Below are 23,751 nucleotides of genomic sequence, written 5' to 3'. Positions count from 1 at the left end.
GGGCCGGTGGCTGCGCAGCTCTTTGTTGTTCACGACTCACTTGGCAGCACCAAGCCACGTCGTTCACGCCGCGATCTGCACAACCACCGGCTCCGGCGCAACGTGCGTGCGATTGTTAACGCGCCCTAGGCCCGGTCGTCCGGCGCCACCGTCTCGGTGCCTGTCTCCTCGATCCGCAGCGGCTCGTCGTCCGCGGCATCGGCCCTCGGCTCCACCACCAGGCTGCTGCCGGCGAGGCCTACCCCCTCCTCGCGTCGATCCAGCGCCTCCTTGGCCAGGTGGCGCCCCAGCAGGATCAGCGCCTCGGCACGATGGAACTCGTAGGCGCCGCAGACCGTCTTGGGCACCTCGATCAGCACATCCGGGGGATAGCCCGCCAGCTTGTACTTGGCCAGCGCCGCCTGGGTGATGTCGAAGGAGGCCAGCATCATGTCCAGCCGCCCCCAGGCGCGGCGCCCCCGGGCCAGGCTGTCGTCCTCGTCGCCCTCGGCGCCGCCGCCGAAGCCCTCGAAGAGCCGCCGGGTCGCGCCTTTCACCCCATCCATCCAGCCGCCGAAGTCCACCGCGCCGCCCCGGTCGCGGGCCTCCTCCCTGGCCTGCTCCTTGGCGGCCTCGTCCGGGGACAGCAGCGACTCCAGGCTCACCGGCTCGGGGCTGTGGGCGGTCACGTTGACCGCCATGACGAAGTCCGCCCGGGTCGACACCGTCGGCGTGATGGGCAAGGGGTTGAGCAGCCCACCGTCCACCAGCACCTGCTCGCCCTGGTGGACCGGCGTGATCACCCCCGGCACGGCGATGGAGGCGCGGATCGCCTCGAGCAGGGACCCGCTCTGGAACCACACCTCACGCTGCCGCACCAGGTCGGTCGCCACGGTGGTGACCGGGATCGGCAGATCCTCGATGCGGATGTCCCCGACCAGCTCGTCGAGCTTGTTCATCACCTTGCTGGCCTTCATGGCCCCCATGGGACTCCAGGTCACATCCACCAGGCGCAGGACGTCGAAGTAGTCCAGCTGGCACACCCAGTCGCGATAGCGGTCGAGCTGTCCCGCCGCATGCACGCCGGCGACCAGGGCGCCCATGGAGCACCCGGACATGGCCACGATCTCGTAGCCCCGGGCCTCCAGCTCCTCGATCACCCCGATATGGGCATAGCCTCGAGCACCGCCACTGCCCAGCACCAGCGAGACCCGCCTGCCCTTGCGGTTGGACTTGCGCATGTCGCCTCCCCTGTCAGTCGCGGAACCAGGCCACGATCGCCTCGGCCACCGCCCCCACCGCGCCCGGCTCCAGGTGAAGATGGTGCCCACCCGGCAGGACCCGGCGTCGCAGCCCGGCGATGGCCCGCCGGGCGGACGCGGCCCCCGGACGGCCGGCGAGGATGCCGCCCTCGCCCTCCACCAGCAGCACCGGGCAGCGAATCGCCTCCAGCATCGCCATCGCCTGCTCCGGCGTGAAACGCACCGGCGAGGGCCTCAGCAAGCGCGGATCCGATCTCAGGCGGCAGTGGCCATCCGGCTCCCCGACGAGGCTGCGCCGCACCAGCGGGCGCGCCGTCTCGCCGTCGATGGGCGTGGCCCCGCCGGCCACCCGGGACGCCACGGCGCTCTTCTCATCAGGATAGCGCGGTGGCGTCGAGAGGGCGCGACGATGGGCACGCAGCCCCTTGCGCAATTGCCCGGGGGCGGCGGCCGCCTCGGTGGTCAGCGCCCCCAGGCCATCGATCAGCGTCAGTGAGGCGACCCGCTCGGGCAGCGCGGCGGCGAGCAGGCAGGCCACGCCGGCGCCCATCGAATGCGCCAGCAGCGGCGCGCGCTCGAGGCCAAGAGCGTCCAGGGCGTCGAGGACATCGTGGCAATAGTCCCAGAGCGCATAGTCGCCGGCGAGATGCCGAGACTGGCCGTGGCCGGCGAAGTCCAGCGCCACGATCCGGATGCCCAGTGCCTCAACCAGGCGTGGCGCCAGTCGCGAGAAGCTGGCGGCATTGTCGAGCCAGCCATGCAACGCCAGCCAGATGGGGGCGCCCGCCTCGCCCCAGGCCAAGCCGGCCAGACGCCCCTCGGCGAGGTCCAGCGGGCGGGGAGTGGTCACGGCACCTCCAGCAGCGTGTCGAGCATCAAGAGCAGCGCCTGGCGGGTCGCCTCGGGCTGCTCCATGGGAAACATGTGCCCCCCGGGGACCTTGGCGAGGCGTACCCCGCGTCGCCGCAGCCGGCGCCGGCGACGCGCGGTGAGCACGTCGGACTCGCTGCCCGCGAGTACCCCCAGGGGGACATGCACCCGGTTGGGCAGGTCGTCCAGGTGGTCGGGCAAGTGGCGGAAGACCGCCACCTCGATGTCGGGGTCGTAGAGCAGCACCACCCGGCCATCGTCGAGCTCACGGCTACCGCCATCCACGTAGTCGTCGAGGGCCTGGTCGGTGAAGCGCCGGAACAGCCCCCGGCGTCGCAGGTAGTTGCGCATGGCCTGGCGATCCGGCCAGTTGTCGCGCCGCCCCAGGGTGCGCCCCGCCGGGGTGAGCTGGTCGACGAAGCCCAGCCGCTTGGCGGCCTTCATCGCCAGGGCATCGAACCCCAGCATGAGCGGCGGGTCGAGCATCACCACGCAGTGGAAACGCGCCGGTATCCGCTCCGCGGCCATGGCCATCAGCACCCCGCCCATGGAGTGGCCGACACCGATCACCGGAGTGTCGAAGCGAGCCAGGTGCTCGAGCAGTTCGTCACGCAGCGCCAGCCAGTTATGGCCCACCGGAAAGTCGGGATGATGACCGAGACGGTCCAGCGGCTGGAGATCGAACCGCACGGCCAGCGGCGACAGGAAATTGCGGTAGCTCTGGCCCGGGAAGCCGTTGGCATGGGCGAAGACCAGTGGGAGGGGGACGGGGGTGTCGGTTCGGCGCATGGCATCATCCGGTTGAGGCAGAAGGCCGCGAGTGGTGGTAGCAGGCTAACGGGGATACCATGGGCCGCCAAGTCGTCTTTCCGCCACCCGCTCAACGGAGTCTCGCGTGTCCTCCCACAAGCCGCCCCGCGATACCCGCGCCCGCAACCGCATCTTCTTTCTCACCGTGATCGCCGCCGTCGCCGTCGGCCTGTGGGTCGCCCGCTGAGGGCCATCGAGAGGCGTCGCGCCCGTCGCGGTGCTCAGGCATCCCGATAGCGGGCGTACATATCGCGGGAGCGCTCGAGATGCTGCTGCATCGCCGCCCGGGCCGCCGGGCCATCCCGCTCGAGGATGGCCTCCAGGATCCGGGTGTGCTCCTCATGCACCAGCTCGAGGTAACGCGCCGTGGAGCGAGGATCGATATCGATACTGAGCAGCTTGGCACGGGGGATGATGCTGTCGCTCAAGGGTTCGTAGAGACGATCGAAGCAGGCGTTGTGGGTGGCCTTGATGATCGCATGATGGAAGGCGAAATCCTCGCGGCGCGCCTGTGACTTCTCCGCCTGGGCCTGGACGAACTCGGCATGCCGGGCCTCCAGGCGCTTGCGGTCCTCGTCGTCGTGCCGCAGGGCGGCCAGCTCGGCCGCCGGGGGCTCCAGGGTCAGGCGCAGCTCCAGGACCTCCAGGATATCCTCCACGGTCCGGGGACTGATGTGCACGGCAGGTCGCGGCTCGGCCGTGTCGTTGCGCAGCACCGTCGTGCCGACGCCGCGCCGGGTCTCGACCAGCCCCAGCGACTTGAGGTGGGTGATGGCCTCGCGCACCACCGTGCGACTGACCCCGAAGACCTCGCACAGCTCACTCTCGGTGGGCAACTTGCTGCCCACCGGCACCTCCCCGGACGCAATACGGCGCTCGAGCTGCTCCACGACCGCCTGGGACAGGCTGCCCGCACGGTTGACGCGCTGGACCTCCCACGAACTCGATATCGCCATATCAGCCCCCTTTGCCATCCATTCCATCAATACTGCCATGCACCGACGGCAGACAGGCACACCGTCGGCTATTAATAATACATCACACTACAAGTCTTCACATGAACCTGCCCGGCCTCCGGGGCAGGCGTCGACGTTCAGTCATCGGGATGCCCGAGAGCCACGAACTTGCCCCCCTGATACACGACCGCGGGGTCGTCCGGGTCGATGGGGCCCGCCTCGGCCTCGACCTCGGCCCGCCACGGTTCGGAGCTGTCGCGGGGCACCCAGCCGAGAAACGCCGCTGGGCTGTTGTCCCACCAGCTCTCGGCATTGGCCGAGGCCCCGTAGACCACGGTGTGGTCCAGCTTGGGGGCCACGAAGGCGCGCTCGAGCAGGGCGACGAAGTCCTCGACGCTCAGCCAGGTTGCCAGCATGCGGGTATCCGCCGGCTTGGGAAAGCACGAGCCGATGCGCACGCTCAGCGTCTCGACGCCGAACTTGTCGTGATAGAGGCTGGCCAGGTCCTCGCCGAAGCACTTCGAGACCCCGTAGAGGGAGTCGGGACGGTGCGGCACCCGAGTGTCGATCCGGGTGGTGCGCGGATAGAAGCCGATGGTGTGGTTCGAGCTGGCGAACACGATGCGCGGCTTGCCCAGGTGGCGCGCCGCCTCATAGAGGTTGTAGACCCCGATGATGTTCGACTGGAGGATTCCCTCCCAAGGCTTCTCCACCGATACGCCGCCCAGGTGGACGACGCCGCGGCAATCCGCCACCAGGGCGTTGACCGCCCGGGCATCGGCCAGGTCGCAAGGCACGATCTCCTCGTGCTCGGCCGCCTCGCCCAGGTCGGCAACGTCCGACAGCCTCACCCGATGGGCGAGACACGCGAGATGGGGACGGATGGCCTTGCCCACGCCACCGGCGGCGCCGGTGACCAGAATCCGATTCAGCATCACGTTATCTCCTTCGATATCGAGGGCCCCTGCGTCCAAGCGCCTCAGGGCATTGGGGAATGATGGGCCCGCCAGGTTCGACCTGGATATGCCCGTCGGTCGCCCTCCAGGGGTGGCTGACGCGCCGACGATGCCCCCTGCAGGGGGCGGATGTTGGCGGGAACCTCGGACACCATCACGCCTCCTTCAGCGCATACTTTTGCAGGGCATCACGGTCGATGGTGATGCCCAGCCCCGGCCCATCGGGGATGCGAATGACACCCTTCCGGTGCGCGATCGGCGTCTCGACCACGGCCTGGCGGAAGGGGTTCTTGGTGCGGTCGAACTCCAGGATCGGCTCGATCGGACGCCGGCGCGGCGGATCGGGCGGCAGAGCCGCCATGAACTGCAGGCTGGCGGCGATGCACACCGCCGTGCCCCAGACATGCGGGACCAGGCGCACCCCGCACATCGCCGCCATGTCGGCGACGCGGCGGATCTCGCTGAAGCCGCCCACACCGCAGACGTCGGGCTGGACGATGTCCACCGCCCGCGTCGACAGCGGCTCGAGCATCGCGTAGCGCCCGTGCCAGTTCTCGCCGCCGGCGACGGGGATCGGCTGCCCCTGGCGCACGGCACGATAGGTGTCGATCTGCTCGGGCAGTACCGGCTCCTCGAACCAGTCGATCCCGAAGGGCGCGGCCCGCTTGCCGACCTCGATCGCCTCGAGCAGGTCGTAGCCATGGTTGGCATCGATCATCAACCGCCGTTCGGGGCCGATGGCCTCGCGGACGGCGGCGATGGCGCGCAGGTCCTCCTCGACGTCGAAGCCGATCTTGATCTTGACGCCATGGAAGCCCTCCCGGGCATAGCCGGCCACTTCCTCGGCGACGTCCTGGACCCGGTCCCCCCTGTCGCGGCGGAACGAGCCGGTGGCATAGGCCCGCACCTCCTCGCGGAAGCGCCCGCCGAGCAGTTCGCTGACCGGGGCGCCGTAGCACTTGCCCTTGATGTCCCAGAGCGCGATGTCGATGCCGCTCAGGGCGGTCATGGTCAGGCCCCGTTGCCCCTGATCGCGCAACCGGTTGTAGAGCTCCAGCCAGAGCTTCTCGGTCTCCAGCGGATTGGCCCCGATCAGGGCACCGGCATAGAGCCCCACGATCGTGGCGTTGGCCTTGGCCGGGCCCAGGCACTCCCCCCAGCCCACGGTGCCGTCGTCGCAGACGATCTCGACCAGGCAGTGCCGGCGCCGCTCGAAGCGCATCGAGGCGCTCTCGAAGGCCTCGTCGAGCTGGTAGTCCAGAAGGTGCGTAAGCACGTGTTCGATCTTCATCGTTGGGTCCTGCCTGACCGATGTGCGTGGGAGCCTTACTGGAAGATAGCTGGCCACAGCAGTGACGCGGTTCCAGAGCTGCCGCTTGGCTACATGCGCCTGGGGCACAGCTCGAGTTCTCGCTGCAGCTGATCCCGGCGACCACTACTGGCTTCCTGCGGGGGACGCTGGCTACCGGCTTTCCCCCTCTGACGACCTTGCGCGACGGGCACCTCGGTCGGGAGCGGGCCTTGCGAGGCACCATAAAAAAGGCGGCCGAAGGCCGCCAAATGCTTACTGCTTGCCAATCTGAACGTCTTGCCTCAGGCCTCGCGCTTGCCGTCGACCAGGCGGCTGACGCCGGCCGGGTTGCCGTCACGCAGTGCCTCGGGCAGCAGGCCCTGGGGCAGGTTCTGGTAGCACACCGGGCGCAGGAAGCGGTGGATCGCCGCGCTGCCCACCGAGGTGGTGCGGCTGTCCGAGGTGGCAGGATAAGGGCCGCCGTGGACCATGGCGTGGCACACCTCGACGCCGGTGGGCCAGCCGTTGGCCATCACCCGGCCGGCGCGGCGCTCGAGGATCGGCAGCAGGCCGCGGGCGGTCTCCAGGTCGCCGTCGTCCATCTGCAGGGTGGCGGTCAGTTGGCCTTCCAGGTGCTCGGCCACGCGCTTCACCTCCTCCTGGTCGGCACACTCGACCACCAGGGAGGTGGCGCCGAAGACCTCGGCCTGCAGCGCCTCCTCACGCAGGAAGTCCTCGGCCGAGGCCACGAACAGCCCGGCCTGGCAGGCGTGGGGGCCCTCGCCGGCCGGGCCGCGGGCCACCTCGCGGGCCTTGTTGCTGGCCACCAGGCCATCGACGCCCTGGGTGTAGGCGTCATGGATGCCCGGGGTCAGCATGGTCTGGGCCGCGGCGCCCTTCACCGCCTCGCCGGCGGCGGCCACGAAGGCATCCAGGCCCTCGCCCTTGACGCCGATCACCAGGCCCGGGTTGGTGCAGAACTGGCCGGCGCCCAGGGTCAGCGAGCCAACGAAGGCCTCGCCGAGTGCCTGGCCGCGGGCGGCCAGCGCCTCGGGCAGCAGAAATACCGGGTTGATCGAGCTCATCTCGGCGTAGACCGGGATCGGCTCGGGGCGCGCCTGGGCCGCCTTCAGCAGCGCCGTGCCGCCGCCGCGCGAGCCGGTGAAGCCCACAGCCTTGATGCGCGCATCGCGCACCAGCGCCTGGCCCAGCTCGCGGCCGGCGCTGTAGAGCAGCGAGAACACGCCCTCGGGCAGCTCGCACCTGGCCACGGCGCGCTGCACGGCGCGGCCCACCAGCTCGGAGGTGCCGGGGTGGGCGGCGTGCGCCTTGACCACCACCGGGCAGCCGGCGGCCAGCGCCGAGGCGGTGTCGCCGCCGGCCACCGAGAAGGCCAGCGGGAAGTTGGAGGCGCCGAACACCGCCACCGGGCCCAGGGCGATATGGCGCTGGCGCAGGTCGACCCGCGGCATCGGCGCCCGCTCGGGCAGCGCCGGGTCGAGGCGCACGTCCAGCCATTCGCCGGCGCGCACGACATTGGCGAACAGGCGCAGCTGGCCGCAGGTACGGCCGCGCTCGCCCTCCAGCCGCGCCCGGGGCAGGCCGGACTCGGCCATGCCGCGCTCGATCAGCGCATCGCCGATGGCCTCGATCTCCTCGGCCACGGTCTCCAGGAAACGGGCGCGTTCCTCGAGACCGCTCTCCCGGTAGGTCGCGAAGGCCGCCCAGGCCAGCTCGCAGGCTTTCTCGACCTCGGGCTTGCCGCCCGCGGCATAGGCCGGCTCCAGACGCTCGTCGGTGGCCGGGTTAACCGCGTGGATGGGGCTGCCCTGGGCCGTAACGGCCTGGGCACCGATCAATTGCTTGCCTTCCAAAATCATCGGGCGTCTCCTCATTGGCGCGACACCAGTGTCGGCGTCGCTTGGGGTTAGAATGTGGCGGCCGAGAAGCCTCAACGAACCAGGGCGGGACGCTTGGGATCGAACTCCCAGCCCTGGATCAGGTACTGCATGGCCACGGCGTCGTCGCGCTGGGTCACGTCGAGGCGCTGGTACTTCTGGTGCGCCTCCATGAGCTTGTCGTCGTCGAGTTCGACGCCGAGCCCCGGTGTGGTCGGCACCTTCAGCTTGCCGCCCTGGATCTTGAACGGCTCCCTGGTGATGCGCTGGCCGTCCTGCCAGATCCAGTGGGTGTCGATGGCGGTGATCTCGCCCGGGCAGGCCGCGGCCACGTGGGTCATCATCGCCAGCGAGATGTCGAAGTGGTTGTTGCTGTGCGAGCCCCAGGTCATGCCCCACTCGTGGCACAGCTCGCCCACGGCCACGGCGCCCTGCATGGTCCAGAAGTGGCAGTCGGCCAGCGGGATATCCACCGCGTTGAGCTGTACGGCCAGCTGCAGCTGCTTGTAGTCGGTGGCGATCATGTTGGTGGCGGTGGGCAGGCCGGTGCGCTTCTTGAATTCCGCCATGGTCTCGCGGCCGGAGAAACCGCCCTCCTGACCACAGGGATCCTCGGCGTAGCTGAGCAGGTGCTTGATCGGCTCCAGCACCCGCACGGCCTCGTCCAGCTTCCAGGCGCCGTTGGGGTCGAGGGTCAGGCGCGCCTCGGGGAAGGCCTCGTGCAGCGCGCGGATGCAGTCGGCCTCTTCCTCGCCGCGCAGCACGCCGCCCTTGAGCTTGAAGTCCTTGAAGCCGTAGCGATCAAAGGCGGCCTTGGCCAGGTTGGCGACGGCCTCGGGCGTCATGGCTTCGCGGTAGCGCACCTCGTCCCAGGCATCGACCGGGTCGGTCACCCTGGGATACGGCAGGTCGGTCTTGTCCGGGTCGCCGAGCAGGAACAGGTAGCCCAGGGCCTCGACCTCGTCGCGCTGGCGACCGTACTGGCCCAGCAGGTCGGCCACCGGCATGCCCAGCGCCTGGCCGAAGAGGTCGAACAATGCCGACTCGATGGCGGTGATGACGTGGACCGCCACCCGCAGGTCGAAGGTCTGGCGCCCTCGCTCCTCCGGTCCTCCCTGGGCCAGCAGGTCCCGGGCCCGGCTAAGCACCTGCTTGACCTCGTTGACCCGGGCGCCCTCCACCAGCCCCCGGCACTTCTCGAGCCCCGTCAGGATGCCTTCGCTGGAGGGAATCTCGCCGACCCCGCGGTTGCCGGACTCGTCTTCCAGCACCAGCACGCAGCGGATGAACCAGGGCGCATGGCCGCCGCTCAGGTTGAGCAGGAAACCGTCCTCGCCGGCGACCGGCACGATGTTCATCCTGGTGATCTTGGGAAACATGGCATTGCCTCTTGTAACGGTCGAAAGAACAATCGAAAGGGGTTCAGGTCACCGGCGCGGGATTGAACAGCACCAGATCGTTGGAAAGGCCCAGCCGGTCGGCGGCGACTCGGCGACGGCCACTGGCCACTTCGAGAATCAGCTGGAACAGCTCCCAGCCCAGATCCTCGATGGACGCCTCGCCGGTGGCGATGCGCCCGGCGTCGAGGTCGATCAGGTCGTGCCAGCGTTGTCCCAGGGCGGAGTTGCTCGAGACCTTGATCACCGGGGTCATCGGCAGGTTGTAGGGCGTGCCGCGCCCGGTGGTGAAGACCTGCAGGTTCATGCCCGCGGCGGCCTGGAGGGTGCCGCAGATGAAGTCGCTGGCCGGGGTGGCGGCGAAGGTCAGGCCACGCTTGCGCAGCCGCTCGCCCGGGCCGATGACATCGACGATCGGCGAGTTGCCGGACTTGATCACCGAGCCCAGCGCCTTCTCGACGATGTTGGAGAGCCCCCCCTTCTTGTTGCCGGGCGAGGTGTTCGCGCTGCGATCCGCCTGGCCCTGGGACAGGTAGTCGTCGTACCAGGCCATCTGGTCGACCAGCGCCTGGCCGACCTCAGGGTCCACGGCCCGGGGCGTCAGCAGGTGGATGGCATCGCGCACCTCGGTGACCTCGGAGAACATCACGCTGCCCCCGGCGCGCACGATCAGGTCGGTGGCGAAGCCCACCGCCGGGTTGGCGGTCAGCCCGGAGAAGGCATCGCTACCGCCGCACTGCATGCCCACCACCAGGTCGGACACCGGGCAGGTCTCGCGACGCCGCCGATCGAGGCGTTCGAGATGGCGCTCGGCCATGGCCATGATGCCCTCGATCATCTCGCCGAAACCCACGAAGGACTCGTCCTGCAGGCTCAGCACGTTGGCCTCGGGATCGGCGGCCTCGGTATTCTCGTAGACCCTCACCGGACGATCCTCGACCAGCGTCGAGGGCTGCAGTTTCTCGCAGCCGAGCCCGATGACCATCACCTCGTTGCCGAAGTTGGGGTTCAGGGCCAGGTTCTTGAGGGTGCGAATGGGCACCACCGCGGCCGGGGCATTGATCGCCACGCCGCAGCCATAGCTGTGGTTGAGCCCCACCACGTCGTCGACGTTGGGGAAGCCCGGCAGCAGCTCGCGCTTGATGCGCTGGACCACATGATCGACGGTGCCCGCCACGCACTGCACGCTGGTGGTGATGCCGAGCACGTTCTTGGTGCCGACGCTGCCGTCGGCATTGCGGAAGCCCTCGAAGGTGTACCCTTCCAGCGGCTCCGCCGGCGGCGCCGGACGCGTCGCCAGCGGCAGATCCTCCAGGGCCGGCGGGGTCGGCATGTGCAGATTGGTCTCGTTCACATGGCCGCCCCGGGGGATGGGCGTGGCGGCCGTGCCGATGACCTCGCCGTAGCGGATCACCTCATCGCCTTCCGCCAGCGCCACCAGCGCGACCTTGTGCCCCTGGGGAATGGTCGCCTGGAGCTCGATCCCGTCGTCGAGGCGCTCACCGGCGGCCAGGCCTCCCTGGCCGACGACGACGGCGACGTTGTCCCGGGGGTGGATCCGGATCAGCCGAGGAGTCGGCTTCGGCTGTGTCATGCGTGCACCTCGCGTACGTTCAGGTAGGCGGAACTCATTGGGAAGTCTCCAGGCGACGCTTGACATGGCTCTTCAGCCCCATCGCCACGGAGAAGGCCACCGAGGCGGCGATCAACAGCCAGAGCACCACGGCGATGGGGCTCTTGGTGAAGAAGATCGAGTAGGTGCCGAAGGACTCCAGGCTCTTGACGAAGTAGACCTCCGCCTGGCCACCGAGGATGAAGCCGATGATCAGCGGCGCCACCTCGAGACCGACCTTCTGGATCAGATAACCCAGCACGCCGAAGATCAGCAGGGTCCAGACGTCGAACATGATGCCGTAGTTGATGGCATAGGCGCCGACCACGCACATCATCACGATGATCGGATAGAGGATGTACTGGGGCACCAGTACCACCTTGGCGATGTGCTTGATGGCATAGAACATCAGGAAGAACATCACGACATTGGCAAACACCAGGGCGGTCATCATCACGTACCAGGTGTCGGCATTCTCCGGGATGAACAGGGGACCGACCTGGATGCCCTGCAGCGTGAAGGCACCGATCAGCACCGCGGTGGTGGAGTCCCCCGGGATGCCGAGCGACAGCAGCGGGATCAGCGCGCCACCGGTCAGCGCATTGTTGGCGGATTCCGAGGCGATCAGTCCTTGGGGCGCCCCCTTGCCCATCTCGCTGGAGTCCCGAGACAGGTTCTTCTCCTGGGTGTAGGCCAGCACCGAGGCCGCACTCCCCCCGACCCCCGGCAACATGCCGACGAAGGTGCCGATGAAGGAGGAACGCACCAGGTTGGTCAGCCGCCCCTTGAAGATGCCGAAGGAGAAGCCGCCGCCCTTGCCGATCTTGATCTCCTTGCCGGACAGGCCGCTCTTCACGCCGTCTTCGGCCTCCAGCAGGATGGTGGCGATGCCGAAGATGCCGATCAGCACCGGCAGCAGGGAGAAGCCCTCGAACAGGTACGGCTCGAGGAAGTCGAACATCAGTCGCGTCTTGCCGTTGCCGCCGTCCGAGATGCTGTAGGTGCCGATCAGGCTCAGCCAGATGCCGATCACGCCGCTGAAGATACCCACCAGCATGTTACGCGACATGGAGGCGATGACGGTCAGCGCCAGCAGGATGATCAGGAACTTCTCCACATAGGAGAACTTGATCGAGAACTCGGCCAGCAGCGGCGCAAAGAGAAAGAGAATGGCGGCACTGACCAGCCCTCCGACTACGGAGGCCACCACGCTGACGCGCAGGGCGCGCTCGCCCTCGCCCCGCTGGGCCATGGGGTAGCCGTCGAAGGTGGTGGTGATCGAGGATGGCGTGCCGGGAATGTTGAGCAGCACGGCCGGCACCATGCCACCGGAGATCCCTCCCACGTAGAGCCCCAGCAGGAGCGCCAGGCCATGGTGGAGTCCCAGGGCGTAGGTGAGCGGCAGACACACCGCCACGGCCATGGTGGCGGTCATCCCGGGGATCGCCCCGAAGATGATGCCGATCAGGGCACCCAGGGCCGCCAGCAGGAAGAAGCTGATATCGAGTAACGACAGTATGTCCAGCATCGGGAACGACTCCGCTACGGCAGGGTGATCTGGAACAGCTTGGCGAGGATGAACCACGCCAGGCTCGGCGCCACGATGGCGTTGATGGCGGCCGTCACGACCTTACGCGTGGTCCTGGTGTGCATGTACATCAGCGACATCAGGAAAACGAAGACGATCGAGACGAACAGAAAGCCGTAGCCCGTGTAGGGAAAGAGGTTGCCGACCACCGCCATCAGGTAGAAATAGCCGGCGATCAACGCCAGGGAGCCGAAGAAACGGAACTTGTCCATGGACTCGCCCAGGATCGGCAGCGTCCTTTCCCCTCGCCTGACGGCGGCGAAGAAGGGCAACACCCTAAGCACCAGAACCAGTGCGAAGAGCCCTCCCATCAGCCAATGGATAATGCGCGGAAAAAACAAGTGAGAGGTCTCGAAATCGATCGAAACACTGAGCAGGGATGTCAATCCTGATTCCATAGCGGCTCCGATAAAGGCTTTCGTTCAAGCGAGCCTTTCGACGTTATCGGGGGTTGAACAACGGCGGATCATGCCGGCGAGAGTTTCCCGCCGGCGACCACCTCTTACTGGATATTCTCGATGATGCCCTCGTAGGCGGACATCTTGTTCTCCAGGTACTCCGCCGCTTCGTCGGACGGCTTGAAGTTGGGGATGAAGAAGGAGTTCTTCTGCACTTGCTGGATCTCGCCCTCGGCATAGATCTCGGTCAGTGCCTCGTCGATCTGCTCGACGATCGCCGGATCCATGTCCTTGTTGTAGAGGAAGAAGAATTCCTTATCGAAGGTGAAGTTCTCGTCGCCCATGGTGACGGTCACGTTGGGCTCGACGTACTCCAGCAGCTGCTCGCGGCTGGTCTGGCCCAGGCCCTCTTCCGGCGCCTCCTCGATGGTGCTCTGGCGGGCGGTCAGCCACACGAAGCGCATGGCCTTCTGATCGTCCTCGGGCAGGCGAGTATACTGCTCGTTGGCCTGCACGGTGCCGTTGATCAGGTCCGCCTGGTCATCGAAGAGCTGCTGGTTCTTGTCCGCCTGGGAGCCGGTATTGACGGCCACCAGGTTGTCTTCACTTCCCGGGTGTTCGATGGCGATGGCATTCTTCAGGGCACTGAAGCCGATCTCGGAGACACCGCCCGGCTGGATCGCCACGCGCACCTCTTCACCGTCGCCCACCGCCGCGATGATCTGGTCGAGGTTCTCGTAGGGAGAGTCCTTGGGCACCAGATAGGCGTTGCCGGGGTTGATGGCGACAGTCGGGCCGATGGTGTATTTCTCGAAGATATTGTCATACCCCTCGACGCCGTACAGGTACCCGAGGTAGGACTGATCGTGGAAGATCATCAGGGTATTACCGCGCGGATCGCGATCCAGGAAACGGAACGCCGAGCTGGCACCGACGGCATCCACCTTCATGTTGAGATCGAGCTTTTCGGCCAGGGCATCGACGACGATGCTGGAGTTCTGGTAGGTGTCGCCTCCGGTCGAGGTCGAGCCGATCACCACGCGGACGTTGCCGCGCAGGGGGCCATCGGCGGCCAAGGCGGCAGCGCTGCCGAAGGCCATGCCGACCATCAGGACGGAGGCTCCAAGGGTCTTGGGAACGTTGGGCATGCTCATGGGTTCACCTCTTCGCTGTCGTTGTTGAGGGTGGGTGAAGGACAGGCTTAGATGCCTTTGGCGATTTCGACCAGGGCTTCCAGTCGAGCCCGCTCCTCGGCACTGGGCATCTCGAGCGGCGCGCGAACGCTGCCGGCGGGACGCCCGATGATCTCGGCGCCGGCCTTGATCAGGCTGACCGCATAGCCGGCCTTGTGGTCGCGCAGCTCGACGAAGGGCAGGAAGAACTCGCGGGTGATGCGGCGCACGGTGTCGGTATCGCCGGCCCGCAGCGCCTTGTAGAAGGTCACCGCCATGTCCGGCACGAAGTTGAACACCGCGCTGGAGTAGGTGTTCACCCCCATCGCGAGATAGGCCTCGGCGATGATCTCGGCGGTGGGCACGCCGCCCACGTAGGCCAGGCGGTCACCGACGGTCTTGATGATCCGGTTCAGGGCCTGCATGTCGCCCTTGCCGTCCTTGAGACCGATCAGGTTGGGGCAGGCATCGGCCAGGCGCTGCACCGCCGCCGGCTGCATGATGCCGTTGCCGCGATTGTAGTAGATGACGCTGATGGAAGTGGAATCGCAGATCCGGCGCGCATACTCCACCAGGCCGTCCTGGGGACACTCGGTCAGATAGGGCGGCATCAGCAGGATGCCATCGGCCCCCTCCTCCTCGGCGATACGCGCGAAGGCACTGCCGGCGGCCACGCTGAGGCCCGCACTGGCGATCACCGGCAGCTTGCCGTCGACGGTCTTGACCGCCAGCCGCACGATCTCGCGAAACTCGTCCTGGGACAGGTTGAAGAACTCCCCGGTCCCCCCGGCGACGAACACCGCCGAGATCTCGTGGCTGATGAACCACTCCAGCCGCCGGCGATAGCTCTCGGCATCGAAGCGCCCCTGAGCGTCGAAATCGGTGACCGGGAAGGACAGCAGCCCGTCACCGATCGCCTTCTTGACATCTTCGCGTGTAAAGCTCACCTGATCGTCCTCTTGCTCGTCTAGGGCAACGCGAGGGACTCCGGCCCCTCATGTCATACATCATACAAATGACAACTTAGCCGCCCATCACCAGACTGACAAGAGCCGCCATGGTAGATTCAGACTAAAGTTGCACTGCCCCGAGGCAATGCCTTCACCGGACCCGCCGAATGCCGTTCGGCCTGCCGGCGTCACGGCGATGCCCACGGCCCCTCAGGACGCACAAATGTCATTGATCGACATCTTTCTCTCGACGCTGAACATCACCCTGCCGGTGTTCGCCATGGTCTTCATCGGCATCGGCCTGAAGCGCCTGCGCTGGATCGACCAGGCCTTCGTCAACACCGCCTCCCGACTGGTCTTTCGCGCCACCCTGCCGACGCTGCTGTTCTTCGCCCTGGCCGATGCCGACCTGGCAGCGACCCTCGACCCCTGGATGCTGAGCTTCTTCGCCCTGGCCACCCTGGCGAGCTTCGCCGCGGTCTGGGGCTGGGCCATGCTGCGCGTGCGACGCCCACTGCGCGGCGTCTATGTCCAGGGCGCCTTTCGCGGCAATTGCGGCATCGTGGGCCTGGCCCTGGCCGCCGGCATGTATGGCGACGCGGGGCTGTCGCTGGGCGGCCTGCTGCTCGGCGTGGTGATCCTGAGCTACAACGTGCTCTCGGTGATCGTGCTGGCGGCCTACCAGCCCCGCGAGGAAGGGGCGCCGAGGGGCATCGACTGGCGCAGCATCTTCCGCCACATCCTGACCAACCCGCTGATCCTGGCGGTGGTCGTGGCCACGCCCTTCGCCGTGCATGAAGTGTCACTGCCGCCCTGGCTCACCACCACCGGCGATTACTTCGCCTCGCTCACCCTGCCCCTGGCGCTGATCTGCATCGGCGCCACCCTCTCCACACGCGCCCTCAGGAAGGGCTATCGCACCGCCCTGAGCGCCAGCCTGGCCAAGATGGTGGTCGTGCCCGCGCTAGCGACGCTGCTGGCCCTGGCGGCGGGCTTCAGCGGGCCGGTGCTGGGCGTGATGTTCCTGTTCTTCGCCAGTCCCACGGCGGCGGCGGCCTTCGTCATGGCCAAGGCCATGGACGGCGACGAGATCCTCACCGCCAATATCATCGCCCTGACCACGCTGATGGCCAGCCTCACCGTGACCCTGGGGGTCTTTGCGCTGCGTGCCGCAGGGCTCATCTAGCGGCCCCGACAACACCGACGGCGCCCCATGGGCGCCGTCGATGATCGGGCAGAGGCGTGCGTGAAGACGAGCGATTATCGCGACGCCCCGGCGACGGTCCCTTCGACCACCTCGAACTGCTCGAGGCCGCCGCCCTCGGCGGTGGCCTCCACCGGCAACGGGTCGGCGTGGGCACGCTTGAAGTCGTCGCTGCCCACCCAGGCGCGGAAGGCGTCCTGGCTTTCCCACTCCGTCTCCACCATGTAGGGTGCCTGGTTGCCCTGGGGGCGCAGCACGCGCATGGCTTTGAGCCCGGGCTGCTTGTCGATCTCCCCGGCGCGAGCCCGGAAGCGGGCCTCGAACTCGTCGGCATAGCCGGGATTGACGAACACGCGGTTATTGACGATATAGCTCACCTTCCCTCCTGGCCGGCAATATCCGCAGGCGCGGTGACGCGAGTCAGCCGGGCGCAGCCGGCGGCACGCACCTCGGCGGCAAGCTCGGCGATGGCGGCGGTGGGAAAGCCAAGGCCGCGGTCGGCACGGCCCTCCACCAGCAGCCCGGTGAGCGACCCCACCAACGGCATGTGGCTGACCAGCATCAGCGGCCGGTCGTCCGCCTGGTCGAGCAGCCAGTCGACCACGGCCTGGGGCGGGTCGTCCGGGGTGATCAGCGGCAGCGTCTCCACCGCGAGGCCCAGGGCCTCGGCCACCCTATCGGCGGTCTGGCGGGCTCGCCGATAGGGACTCGCCAGCAGGCGCAGCCGGCTCAGGTCCAGGTCGCGACGGGCCGCCAGCCAGGCCCCCATGCGGGCCGCCTCGCGCTCGCCTCGCTCGGTGAGCCGGCGGTCCGGGTCGGGGCTGCCGGCTCCGGCCTGCCCGTGGCGCATGATCAGCAGCGGCTCAGCCATCGGGGCCTCCCGTCTCCCGGTGATCCTGCTGGACGTCCTCCCGGGAGAGCACGAACTCCACGTCGCTGCTCTGCTCGCCCTGCATCAGCAGGCGCGCCATCTGGCGGGCCGGCACGCCCTCGAAGAGCACCTGGTAGAGCCCCTCGGCCAGCGGCATGTAAACGCCCTCCTGGCGCGCCTTGTCGCGCACCAGACGCACGGTGTTGACGCCCTCGGCCACCTGGCCCAGCGCCTCGACGGCCTCGTCCAGGGTACGCCCCTCGCCCAGCGCGAAGCCGACCCGATAGTTGCGCGAGAGCCGTGAGGAACAGGTGACGATCAGGTCTCCCACTCCCGCCAGGCCGAGGAAGGTCATGGGATTGGCCCCCTGGGAGACGGCGAAACGGCTCATCTCGGCGAGCGCCCGGGTCATCAGCATGCTGCGAGTGTTCTCGCCCATGCCCAGGGCCGCGGCCATGCCGGCGGCGATGGCATAGAGGTTCTTCAGCGCGCCGCCCAGTTCGACGCCATAGCGATCGTTGCTGGCATAGACCCGGAAGTAGTCGCAGCCCAGCGCGGTCTGCACCCGGGTACGGGTCAGCGGATCGTGGCTGGCGATCACGGTGGCGGTGAGCTGACGCTCGGCGACCTCGGAGGCCAGGTTGGGCCCGGACAGCACGCCGATATGCACGAAGCCGGTCTCCTCCTCGAGGATCTGGCTCATCAGCTTGAAGCCCTCCTCCTGGATGCCCTTGGTGGTGCTGACCAGGATCTGCTCGGCGTCGAGCCAGGGCCGTGCCTGGCGCACCACATCGCGGAACGCCGCGGAGGGGATCGCCACCAGCACCAGGCCGGCGCCCGGGAGCACCTCGCCGAGGTCCGTGGAGGCCTCGACGGCGGGGTTGATGGCGTAGTTCGGCAGGTAGCGGCCGTTACGGTGTTCGCGGTTGATCTGCGCCGCCAGCGCGGGGTCGCGCAGCCACTGGCGTACCGCGAAGCCATTGTCGGCGGCGATGCTGGCCAGCGCGGTGCCGAAGCTGCCGCCGCCGAGCACCGCCACCCTGTTGCGATCATCGGACATGGTCGCCCCGGAAAGTGGATTGGTTCGTGGAGTGTAACGAAAAACGCCCCGAGTCGGGGCGTTTGTAGGTAACGGTGGGGCCGGCCGCGCCGGCCCGGTCGCGTTCAGTCGATCATCGGCACCAGGGAGTCGATGCTATTGCGGGCATCGCCGTAGAGCATCCGGGTGTTCTCCTTGAAGAACAGCGGGTTCTCGATACCCGAGTAGCCGGTCCCCTGGCCGCGCTTGCAGACGAACACCTGCTTGGCCTCCCAGACCTTCAGCACCGGCATGCCGGCGATCGGGCTGTTGGGGTCCTCCTCGGCGGCCGGGTTGACGATGTCGTTGGAGCCGATGACGATCACCACGTCGGTCTCGGCGAAGTCGTCGTTGATCTCGTCCATCTCCATGACGATGTCGTAGGGCACCCGGGCCTCGGCCAGCAGCACGTTCATGTGCCCCGGCAGGCGCCCCGCCACCGGGTGGATACCGAAGCGCACGTTCTTGCCGGCGCTGCGCAGCTTGCGGGTCAGCTCGCTGACCGCGTTCTGGGCCTGAGCCACCGCCATGCCGTAGCCGGGCACGATGATCACGCTGTCGGCGTCGTTCAGGGCGCTGGCCACCCCGTTGGTGTCGATGGCCACCTGCTCGCCCTCGATCTCGGCGGCCGGGCCCTTGCTGCCGCCGAAGCCTCCCAGGATCACGTTGACGAAGTTGCGGTTCATCGCCTTGCACATGATGTAGGAGAGGATGGCACCGGAGGAACCCACCAGCGCACCGACGACGATCAGCAGGTCATTGGACAGGGTGAAGCCGATGGCCGCCGCCGCCCAGCCGGAGTAGCTGTTGAGCATCGACACCACCACCGGCATGTCGGCGCCGCCGATGCCCATGATCAGGTGCCAGCCGATGAAGAAGGCCAGGGCCGCCAGCAGCAGCAGGGTCCAGAAGCCGGCGCCGTTGAGGTAGAGCATCGCCAGCACCACCGACAGGCCGGCCGCGGCGGCATTGAGCAGGTGGCCGCCGGGCAGCTGACGTGGCTTGCCGTCGACCTTGCCGGCCAGCTTGCCGAAGGCGATCACCGAGCCGGTGAAGGTCACCGCGCCGATGAACACGCCCAGCACCACCTCGATCTGCAGGAAGGTCAGCTCGGCCGGCGTCTTGTGCGCCACCAGGGCGGCGAAGGCCGAGAAGCCCTCGGCGCCCTGCTCGGCGAGCTGGCTGGCCAGCACGCGGCGACGCTCGAGATCGGCGTTGAAGCCGACGAACACCGCCGCCAGGCCGACGAAGCTGTGCAGCGCCGCCACCAGCTGCGGCATCTCGGTCATCTCGACCTTCTTGGCCACGTAGGCGCCGATGACGGCCCCGATGATCATCATCGGCACCATCCACCAGTAGCCGCCGATGCCCGGCCCGAAGGCGGTGAAGAACACCCCCACGGCCATGCCGATGATGCCGTACCAGACGGCTCGCTTGGCCTTCTCCTGGTTGCTCAGTCCCCCCAGGGAGAGGATGAACAGCACGCTTGCCGCGATCGAGGCGGCAGATACGAATCCTTGTCCCAACATCTAATAATCTCCGCCGCTCAGGATTTCTGGAACATGGCGAGCATCCGGCGTGTCACCTGGAAGCCCCCCACGATATTGATGGAAGCGATCAACACCGAGATCGCCGACATCAGCACCACCAGGAGGCTGCCCGAACCGATCTGCAGGATCGCCCCGAGAATGATGATGCTGGAGATGGCGTTGGTCACCGCCATCAGCGGGGTATGCAGCGAGTGACTGACGCCCCAGATCACCTGGAAGCCGACGAAGCAGGCCAGGGCGAAGACGATGAAGTGCTGCATGAAGGAGGCCGGCGCCACCTGGCCGAGCAGCAGCATCAGCGCCCCGCCGACCCCGAGCAGGGTGGCCTGGCGCTTGGTCTGGGCGACGAAGGCGGTGTGCTCGGCGGCCTTCTTCTCCTCCGGCGTGGGCTCGGGCTCCTTGGGCTTGGGCTTGGCCGCGGCGATGGCCTGGACCTTGGGCGGCGGCGGCGGGAAGGTGATGTCGCCCTCGTGGGTCACGGTGGCGCCGCGGATGACGTCGTCGTCCATGTTGTGGTCGATCCGGCCGTCCTTGTCGGGCGTCAGATCGGTCAGCATGTGACGGACGTTGGTGGCATACAGCAGCGAGGCCTGGGTCGCCATCCGCGACGGGAAGTCGGTGTAGCCGACCACGATCACGCCGTTGTCGGTGACGATGCGCTGGTCCGGCACCGTCAGGTCGCAGTTGCCGCCCTTCTCGGCGGCCAGGTCGACGATCACCGAGCCCGGCTTCATGGCCTTGACCATGTCCTCGAGCCACAGCTTGGGCGCCGGCCGACCGGGAATCAGCGCCGTGGTGATGACGATGTCGATGTCCGGGGCCTGCTCGCGGAACAGCGCCAGCTGCTTCTCGCGGAACTCGGGGCTCGAGGGCGCCGCATAGCCGCCGGTGCCCGACCCGTCCTGGCTGTCCTCGAAGTCGAGGAACAGGAACTCGGCGCCCATGGACTCGATCTGCTCGGCCACCTCGGGACGCACGTCGAAGGCCCGTACCACGGCGCCGAGGCTGGTGGCGGTCCCGATGGCGGCCAGGCCGGCCACGCCGGCGCCGACCACCAGCACCTTGGCCGGCGGCACCTTGCCCGCGGCGGTCACCTGGCCGGTGAAGAAGCGCCCGAACTGGTTACCGGCCTCGATCACCGCCCGGTAGCCGGCGATATTGGCGGTGGAGGACAGGGCGTCCATCTTCTGGGCTCGCGAGATCCGCGGCACCATGTCCATGGCGATGACGCTGGCGCCCTTGTCGCGGCACTGCTCGAGCAGGGCCTCGTTCTGGGCCGGCCAGAAGAAGGAAATCAGGGTCTGTCCGTTGCGCAGATAGCCGGCCTCCTCCTCGGAGGGCTCGCGGACCTTGATGACGACGTCGGCCGCCTCCCAGAGGGCCTCGGCACCGTCGATGACGGTGACGCCGGCGTCCCGGTAGGCGGCGTCGTCGAAGCCCGCGGCCTCACCGGCGCCGGCCTCGACCAGGCATTCGTGTCCCAGCTTCTGGATCTGCTGCGCGCTCTCCGGGGTCAGCGCGACACGCGCCTCCCCGGATGCACGCTCCTTGGGTGCACCAATCTTCACGATGGATCTCCCGCTATAGTATTTAGATTTTGCATAAACCAGGCCGGACAGTGATACCTGAGATGCTAAGGATTCTCAAGCCGTATGACGGTGGCGGTCGCGTCGGAGACGTCGTCGTTATCGTCCTGAAAACCAACGCCAAGGTTGACGCGAACGTCAAGGGGCATTGTCTTGCGAGGCCCGGCGGCGATCCCCGAGGCCCGCCCTGGGGCAGGTATCCAGGCGATCCGGGGACCGCCGGGGAGGCGCGGGAGTACCGGGGCTCGTGCGAGACCCGGCGTCACGGCGACGGGAACGCGCCCTGAACGCACGCCGGCCGCCCCTGGGGGCGGCCGGCGGCAAGGAGGGGACGCCATCGGTGGATGGCGTCCCGGGCGGGGCCTTCAGGCGCTCAACAGGGCGTTGAGGCGCCGCACGTAGGCGGCGGGGTCGTCGAGGTGGCCGCCCTCGGCGATGATCGCCTGATCGAGCAGGATCCGCGCCAGGTCACCGAAGCCGTCGCCCTCGACGCTCTCCAGGCGCGCCACCAGGGCATGCTCGGGGTTGAGCTCGAGGATCGGCTTGACCTCGGGCAGCGGCTGGCCGGCAGCCTCCATGATGCGGCGCATCTGGTAGCCCATCTCGTGCTCGGGCAGCACCACGCAGGCCGGGGAATCGGTCAGGCGATGGGTCACCTTGACCTCCTGGACCTCGTCGCCCAGGGCCTCCTTGACGCGCTTGACCAGGTCCTGCTTGGCCTTGGCGGTCTCCTCCTGGGCCTTCTTCTCGTCCTCGTCCTCGATCTCGCCGAGGTCCAGGTCGCCCTTGGCCACGTCGACGAAGGACTTGCCCTCGAACTCGGTGAGGTGACTCATCAGCCACTCGTCGATGCGGTCGTGGAGCAGCAGCACCTCGATGCCCTTCTTGCGGAAGATCTCCAGATGCGGGCTCGACTTGGCCGCATTGAAGCCGTCGGCGACGATGTAGTAGATCTTCTCCTGACCGTCCTTCATGCGCGAGACGTAGTCGGCCAGCGACTGGTCCTGGGTGGCGCTGTCGGTGTGGGTGGTGGAGAAGCGCAGCAGGCCGGCGATCTTCTCGCGGTTGGCGTGGTCCTCCGCCGGGCCTTCCTTGAGCACGCTGCCGAAGGTGTTCCAGAAGGTCTGGTAGGCCTCGCCGTCCTTGGCCAGCTTCTTGAGCATGTCCAGGGCGCGCTTGGTCAGCGCCGACTTGATCTTCTCGACCTGCGGGTCCTGCTGCAGCAGCTCGCGGGAGACGTTCAGCGACAGGTCGCGGGTGTCCAGCACGCCCTTGATGAAGCGCAGGTAGAGCGGCAGGAACTGCTCGGCGTCGTCCATGATGAAGACGCGCTGCACGTAGAGCTTGACCCCCCGGGCGCCGTCGCGCTCATAGAGGTCGAAGGGCGCCCGGCCCGGCACGTAGAGCAGGCTGATGTACTCGAGCTTGCCCTCGACCTTGTTGTGGCTCCAGGTCAGCGGGTCCGAGAAGTCGTGGGCCACGTGCTTGTAGAAGGCCTTGTACTCCTCGTCGGTGAGCTCGCTCTTGGGGCGTACCCACAGCGCTGTGGCCTCGTTGACGGTCTCCCAGGTCGTGGTCTCGCTGCCCTCGATCTCGTTGCCCTCCTCGTCGCGCGCCTTCTCGACCTTCGGCATGCGCACCGGCACCTCGATATGGTCGGAGTACTTGCGCACCAGGCTCTGCAGGCGGAAGTCGTCGGCGAACTCGCGGGCATCCTCCTTGAGGTGCAGGACGATCTCGGTGCCGTGGACCTCGCGCTCGAGATCGGCCACGGTGAACTCGCCCTCGCCCCTGGAGTGCCACTCGACACCCTCGCCCGGGTCGGCGCCCGCCTTGCGGGTGCGCACGGTGATGTCGTCGGCGACGATGAAGCCGGAATAGAAGCCGACGCCGAACTGGCCGATCAGCCGGGCATCCTTCTGCTGCTCACCGGAGAGCTGCTTGAGGAACTCGGCGGTACCGCTGCGGGCGATGGTGCCGAGGTTCTCGATCACCTCGTCGCGGCTCATGCCGATGCCGTTGTCGCGCACGGTGACGGTGCCGGCCTCGGCGTCGTGCTCGATCTCGATGCGCAGCTCGCTGTCACCCTCGTAGATGGCGTCGTTGTCCAGGGCCTGGTAGCGCAGCTTGTCGCAGGCATCCGCGGCATTGGAGATCAGCTCGCGCAGGAAGATCTCCCTGTTGGAGTACAGGGAATGGATCATCAGGTGGAGCAGTTGCTTGACCTCGGTCTGGAAGCCGAGGGTCTCTTCATGGGTGGCAGTGGTCATGTGTCTCGGACCCCTTGTCGACGAAACGGCGGTGGCGAGGCCACCGGTGATTG

20 protein-coding genes are annotated in these 23,751 nt (G+C 67.6%); 1 reads left to right on the top strand and 19 read right to left on the bottom strand.

Annotated features, from left to right (window positions below; translation table 11 throughout):
- Nucleotides 1–125: 125 nt before the first annotated feature.
- The 13 genes from FHR97_RS06285 to kdgD form a co-directional block, all read right to left on the bottom strand.
- Nucleotides 126–1,220 (bottom strand): patatin-like phospholipase family protein, encoded by a 1,095-nt coding sequence (locus FHR97_RS06285; RefSeq protein WP_183382902.1) that lies wholly within the window; start codon nt 1,218–1,220, stop codon nt 126–128.
- Nucleotides 1,221–1,233: 13 nt separating this feature from the next.
- Nucleotides 1,234–2,091 (bottom strand): alpha/beta fold hydrolase, encoded by an 858-nt coding sequence (locus FHR97_RS06280; RefSeq protein ID WP_183382901.1) that lies wholly within the window; start codon nt 2,089–2,091, stop codon nt 1,234–1,236.
- Complete coding sequence (locus FHR97_RS06275) at nt 2,088–2,900, bottom strand: alpha/beta fold hydrolase (RefSeq protein WP_183382900.1); 813 nt, start codon at nt 2,898–2,900, stop codon at nt 2,088–2,090. The genes FHR97_RS06280 and FHR97_RS06275 overlap by 4 nt, the downstream gene beginning before the upstream one ends.
- A gap of 242 nt (nt 2,901–3,142) precedes the next feature.
- Nucleotides 3,143–3,877, bottom strand: a complete 735-nt coding sequence (locus FHR97_RS06270) for a FadR/GntR family transcriptional regulator (RefSeq protein ID WP_183382899.1) — start codon at nt 3,875–3,877, stop codon at nt 3,143–3,145.
- A gap of 137 nt (nt 3,878–4,014) precedes the next feature.
- Nucleotides 4,015–4,812: an NAD-dependent epimerase/dehydratase family protein gene (locus tag FHR97_RS06265; protein WP_183382898.1), complete on the bottom strand. Its 798-nt coding sequence runs from the start codon at nt 4,810–4,812 to the stop codon at nt 4,015–4,017.
- Nucleotides 4,813–4,987: 175 nt separating this feature from the next.
- The gene (locus FHR97_RS06260; protein ID WP_183382897.1) at nt 4,988–6,124 is read right to left on the bottom strand and encodes a mandelate racemase/muconate lactonizing enzyme family protein; all 1,137 of its coding nucleotides are present in this window, start codon (nt 6,122–6,124) and stop codon (nt 4,988–4,990) included.
- A 302-nt stretch (nt 6,125–6,426) separates the two neighbouring features.
- Complete coding sequence (locus FHR97_RS06255) at nt 6,427–8,004, bottom strand: aldehyde dehydrogenase (NADP(+)) (RefSeq protein WP_183382896.1); 1,578 nt, start codon at nt 8,002–8,004, stop codon at nt 6,427–6,429.
- Between the two features lie 71 nt (nt 8,005–8,075).
- The gene (locus FHR97_RS06250; protein WP_183382895.1) at nt 8,076–9,401 is read right to left on the bottom strand and encodes an enolase C-terminal domain-like protein; all 1,326 of its coding nucleotides are present in this window, start codon (nt 9,399–9,401) and stop codon (nt 8,076–8,078) included.
- A gap of 43 nt (nt 9,402–9,444) precedes the next feature.
- Nucleotides 9,445–11,013 (bottom strand): galactarate dehydratase, encoded by a 1,569-nt coding sequence (gene garD, locus FHR97_RS06245; protein ID WP_183382894.1) that lies wholly within the window; start codon nt 11,011–11,013, stop codon nt 9,445–9,447.
- 34 nt (nt 11,014–11,047) lie between these two features.
- Complete coding sequence (locus tag FHR97_RS06240; RefSeq protein ID WP_183382893.1) at nt 11,048–12,559, bottom strand: tripartite tricarboxylate transporter permease; 1,512 nt, start codon at nt 12,557–12,559, stop codon at nt 11,048–11,050.
- A gap of 14 nt (nt 12,560–12,573) precedes the next feature.
- Entirely contained in the window at nt 12,574–13,005 is a 432-nt protein-coding gene (locus FHR97_RS06235; protein WP_246403796.1) for a tripartite tricarboxylate transporter TctB family protein, read from the bottom strand.
- A gap of 116 nt (nt 13,006–13,121) precedes the next feature.
- Nucleotides 13,122–14,171, bottom strand: coding sequence for a type 2 periplasmic-binding domain-containing protein (locus FHR97_RS06230; protein ID WP_183382891.1), 1,050 nt, complete (start codon nt 14,169–14,171; stop codon nt 13,122–13,124).
- Nucleotides 14,172–14,218: 47 nt separating this feature from the next.
- The gene (kdgD, locus tag FHR97_RS06225; RefSeq protein ID WP_183382890.1) at nt 14,219–15,136 is read right to left on the bottom strand and encodes a 5-dehydro-4-deoxyglucarate dehydratase; all 918 of its coding nucleotides are present in this window, start codon (nt 15,134–15,136) and stop codon (nt 14,219–14,221) included.
- Nucleotides 15,137–15,362: 226 nt separating this feature from the next.
- On the opposite strand from kdgD, the gene FHR97_RS06220 reads away from it, so the two are divergent.
- Complete coding sequence (locus FHR97_RS06220) at nt 15,363–16,325, top strand: AEC family transporter (protein WP_183382889.1); 963 nt, start codon at nt 15,363–15,365, stop codon at nt 16,323–16,325.
- A 74-nt stretch (nt 16,326–16,399) separates the two neighbouring features.
- Here the strand turns inward: FHR97_RS06220 and FHR97_RS06215 are convergent, their stop codons facing one another.
- The 6 genes from FHR97_RS06215 to htpG all read right to left on the bottom strand — a co-directional run bounded on the left by FHR97_RS06215 (nt 16,400) and on the right by htpG (nt 23,698).
- Complete coding sequence (locus FHR97_RS06215; RefSeq protein ID WP_183382888.1) at nt 16,400–16,720, bottom strand: antibiotic biosynthesis monooxygenase; 321 nt, start codon at nt 16,718–16,720, stop codon at nt 16,400–16,402.
- A complete protein-coding gene (sixA, locus tag FHR97_RS06210; RefSeq protein ID WP_183382887.1) occupies nt 16,717–17,214 on the bottom strand; it encodes a phosphohistidine phosphatase SixA in 498 nt (165 codons plus the stop codon). Before sixA ends, FHR97_RS06215 begins: the two co-directional genes overlap by 4 nt.
- Nucleotides 17,207–18,274 (bottom strand): NAD(P)H-dependent glycerol-3-phosphate dehydrogenase, encoded by a 1,068-nt coding sequence (locus FHR97_RS06205; protein ID WP_183382886.1) that lies wholly within the window; start codon nt 18,272–18,274, stop codon nt 17,207–17,209. The genes sixA and FHR97_RS06205 overlap by 8 nt, the downstream gene beginning before the upstream one ends.
- Before the next feature lie 104 nt (nt 18,275–18,378).
- Nucleotides 18,379–19,821, bottom strand: coding sequence for an NAD(P)(+) transhydrogenase (Re/Si-specific) subunit beta (locus tag FHR97_RS06200; RefSeq protein ID WP_183382885.1), 1,443 nt, complete (start codon nt 19,819–19,821; stop codon nt 18,379–18,381).
- 17 nt (nt 19,822–19,838) lie between these two features.
- Entirely contained in the window at nt 19,839–21,410 is a 1,572-nt protein-coding gene (locus FHR97_RS06195) for a Re/Si-specific NAD(P)(+) transhydrogenase subunit alpha (protein ID WP_183382884.1), read from the bottom strand.
- 383 nt (nt 21,411–21,793) lie between these two features.
- Complete coding sequence (htpG, locus tag FHR97_RS06190) at nt 21,794–23,698, bottom strand: molecular chaperone HtpG (RefSeq protein ID WP_183382883.1); 1,905 nt, start codon at nt 23,696–23,698, stop codon at nt 21,794–21,796.
- Nucleotides 23,699–23,751: the final 53 nt, after the last annotated feature.

The organism is Halomonas stenophila, from assembly GCF_014192275.1.
GTDB lineage: Bacteria > Pseudomonadota > Gammaproteobacteria > Pseudomonadales > Halomonadaceae > Halomonas > Halomonas stenophila.
Note: the sequence above shows the minus strand (reverse complement) of the source record. Positions and strands in the feature narration are given on the sequence as shown.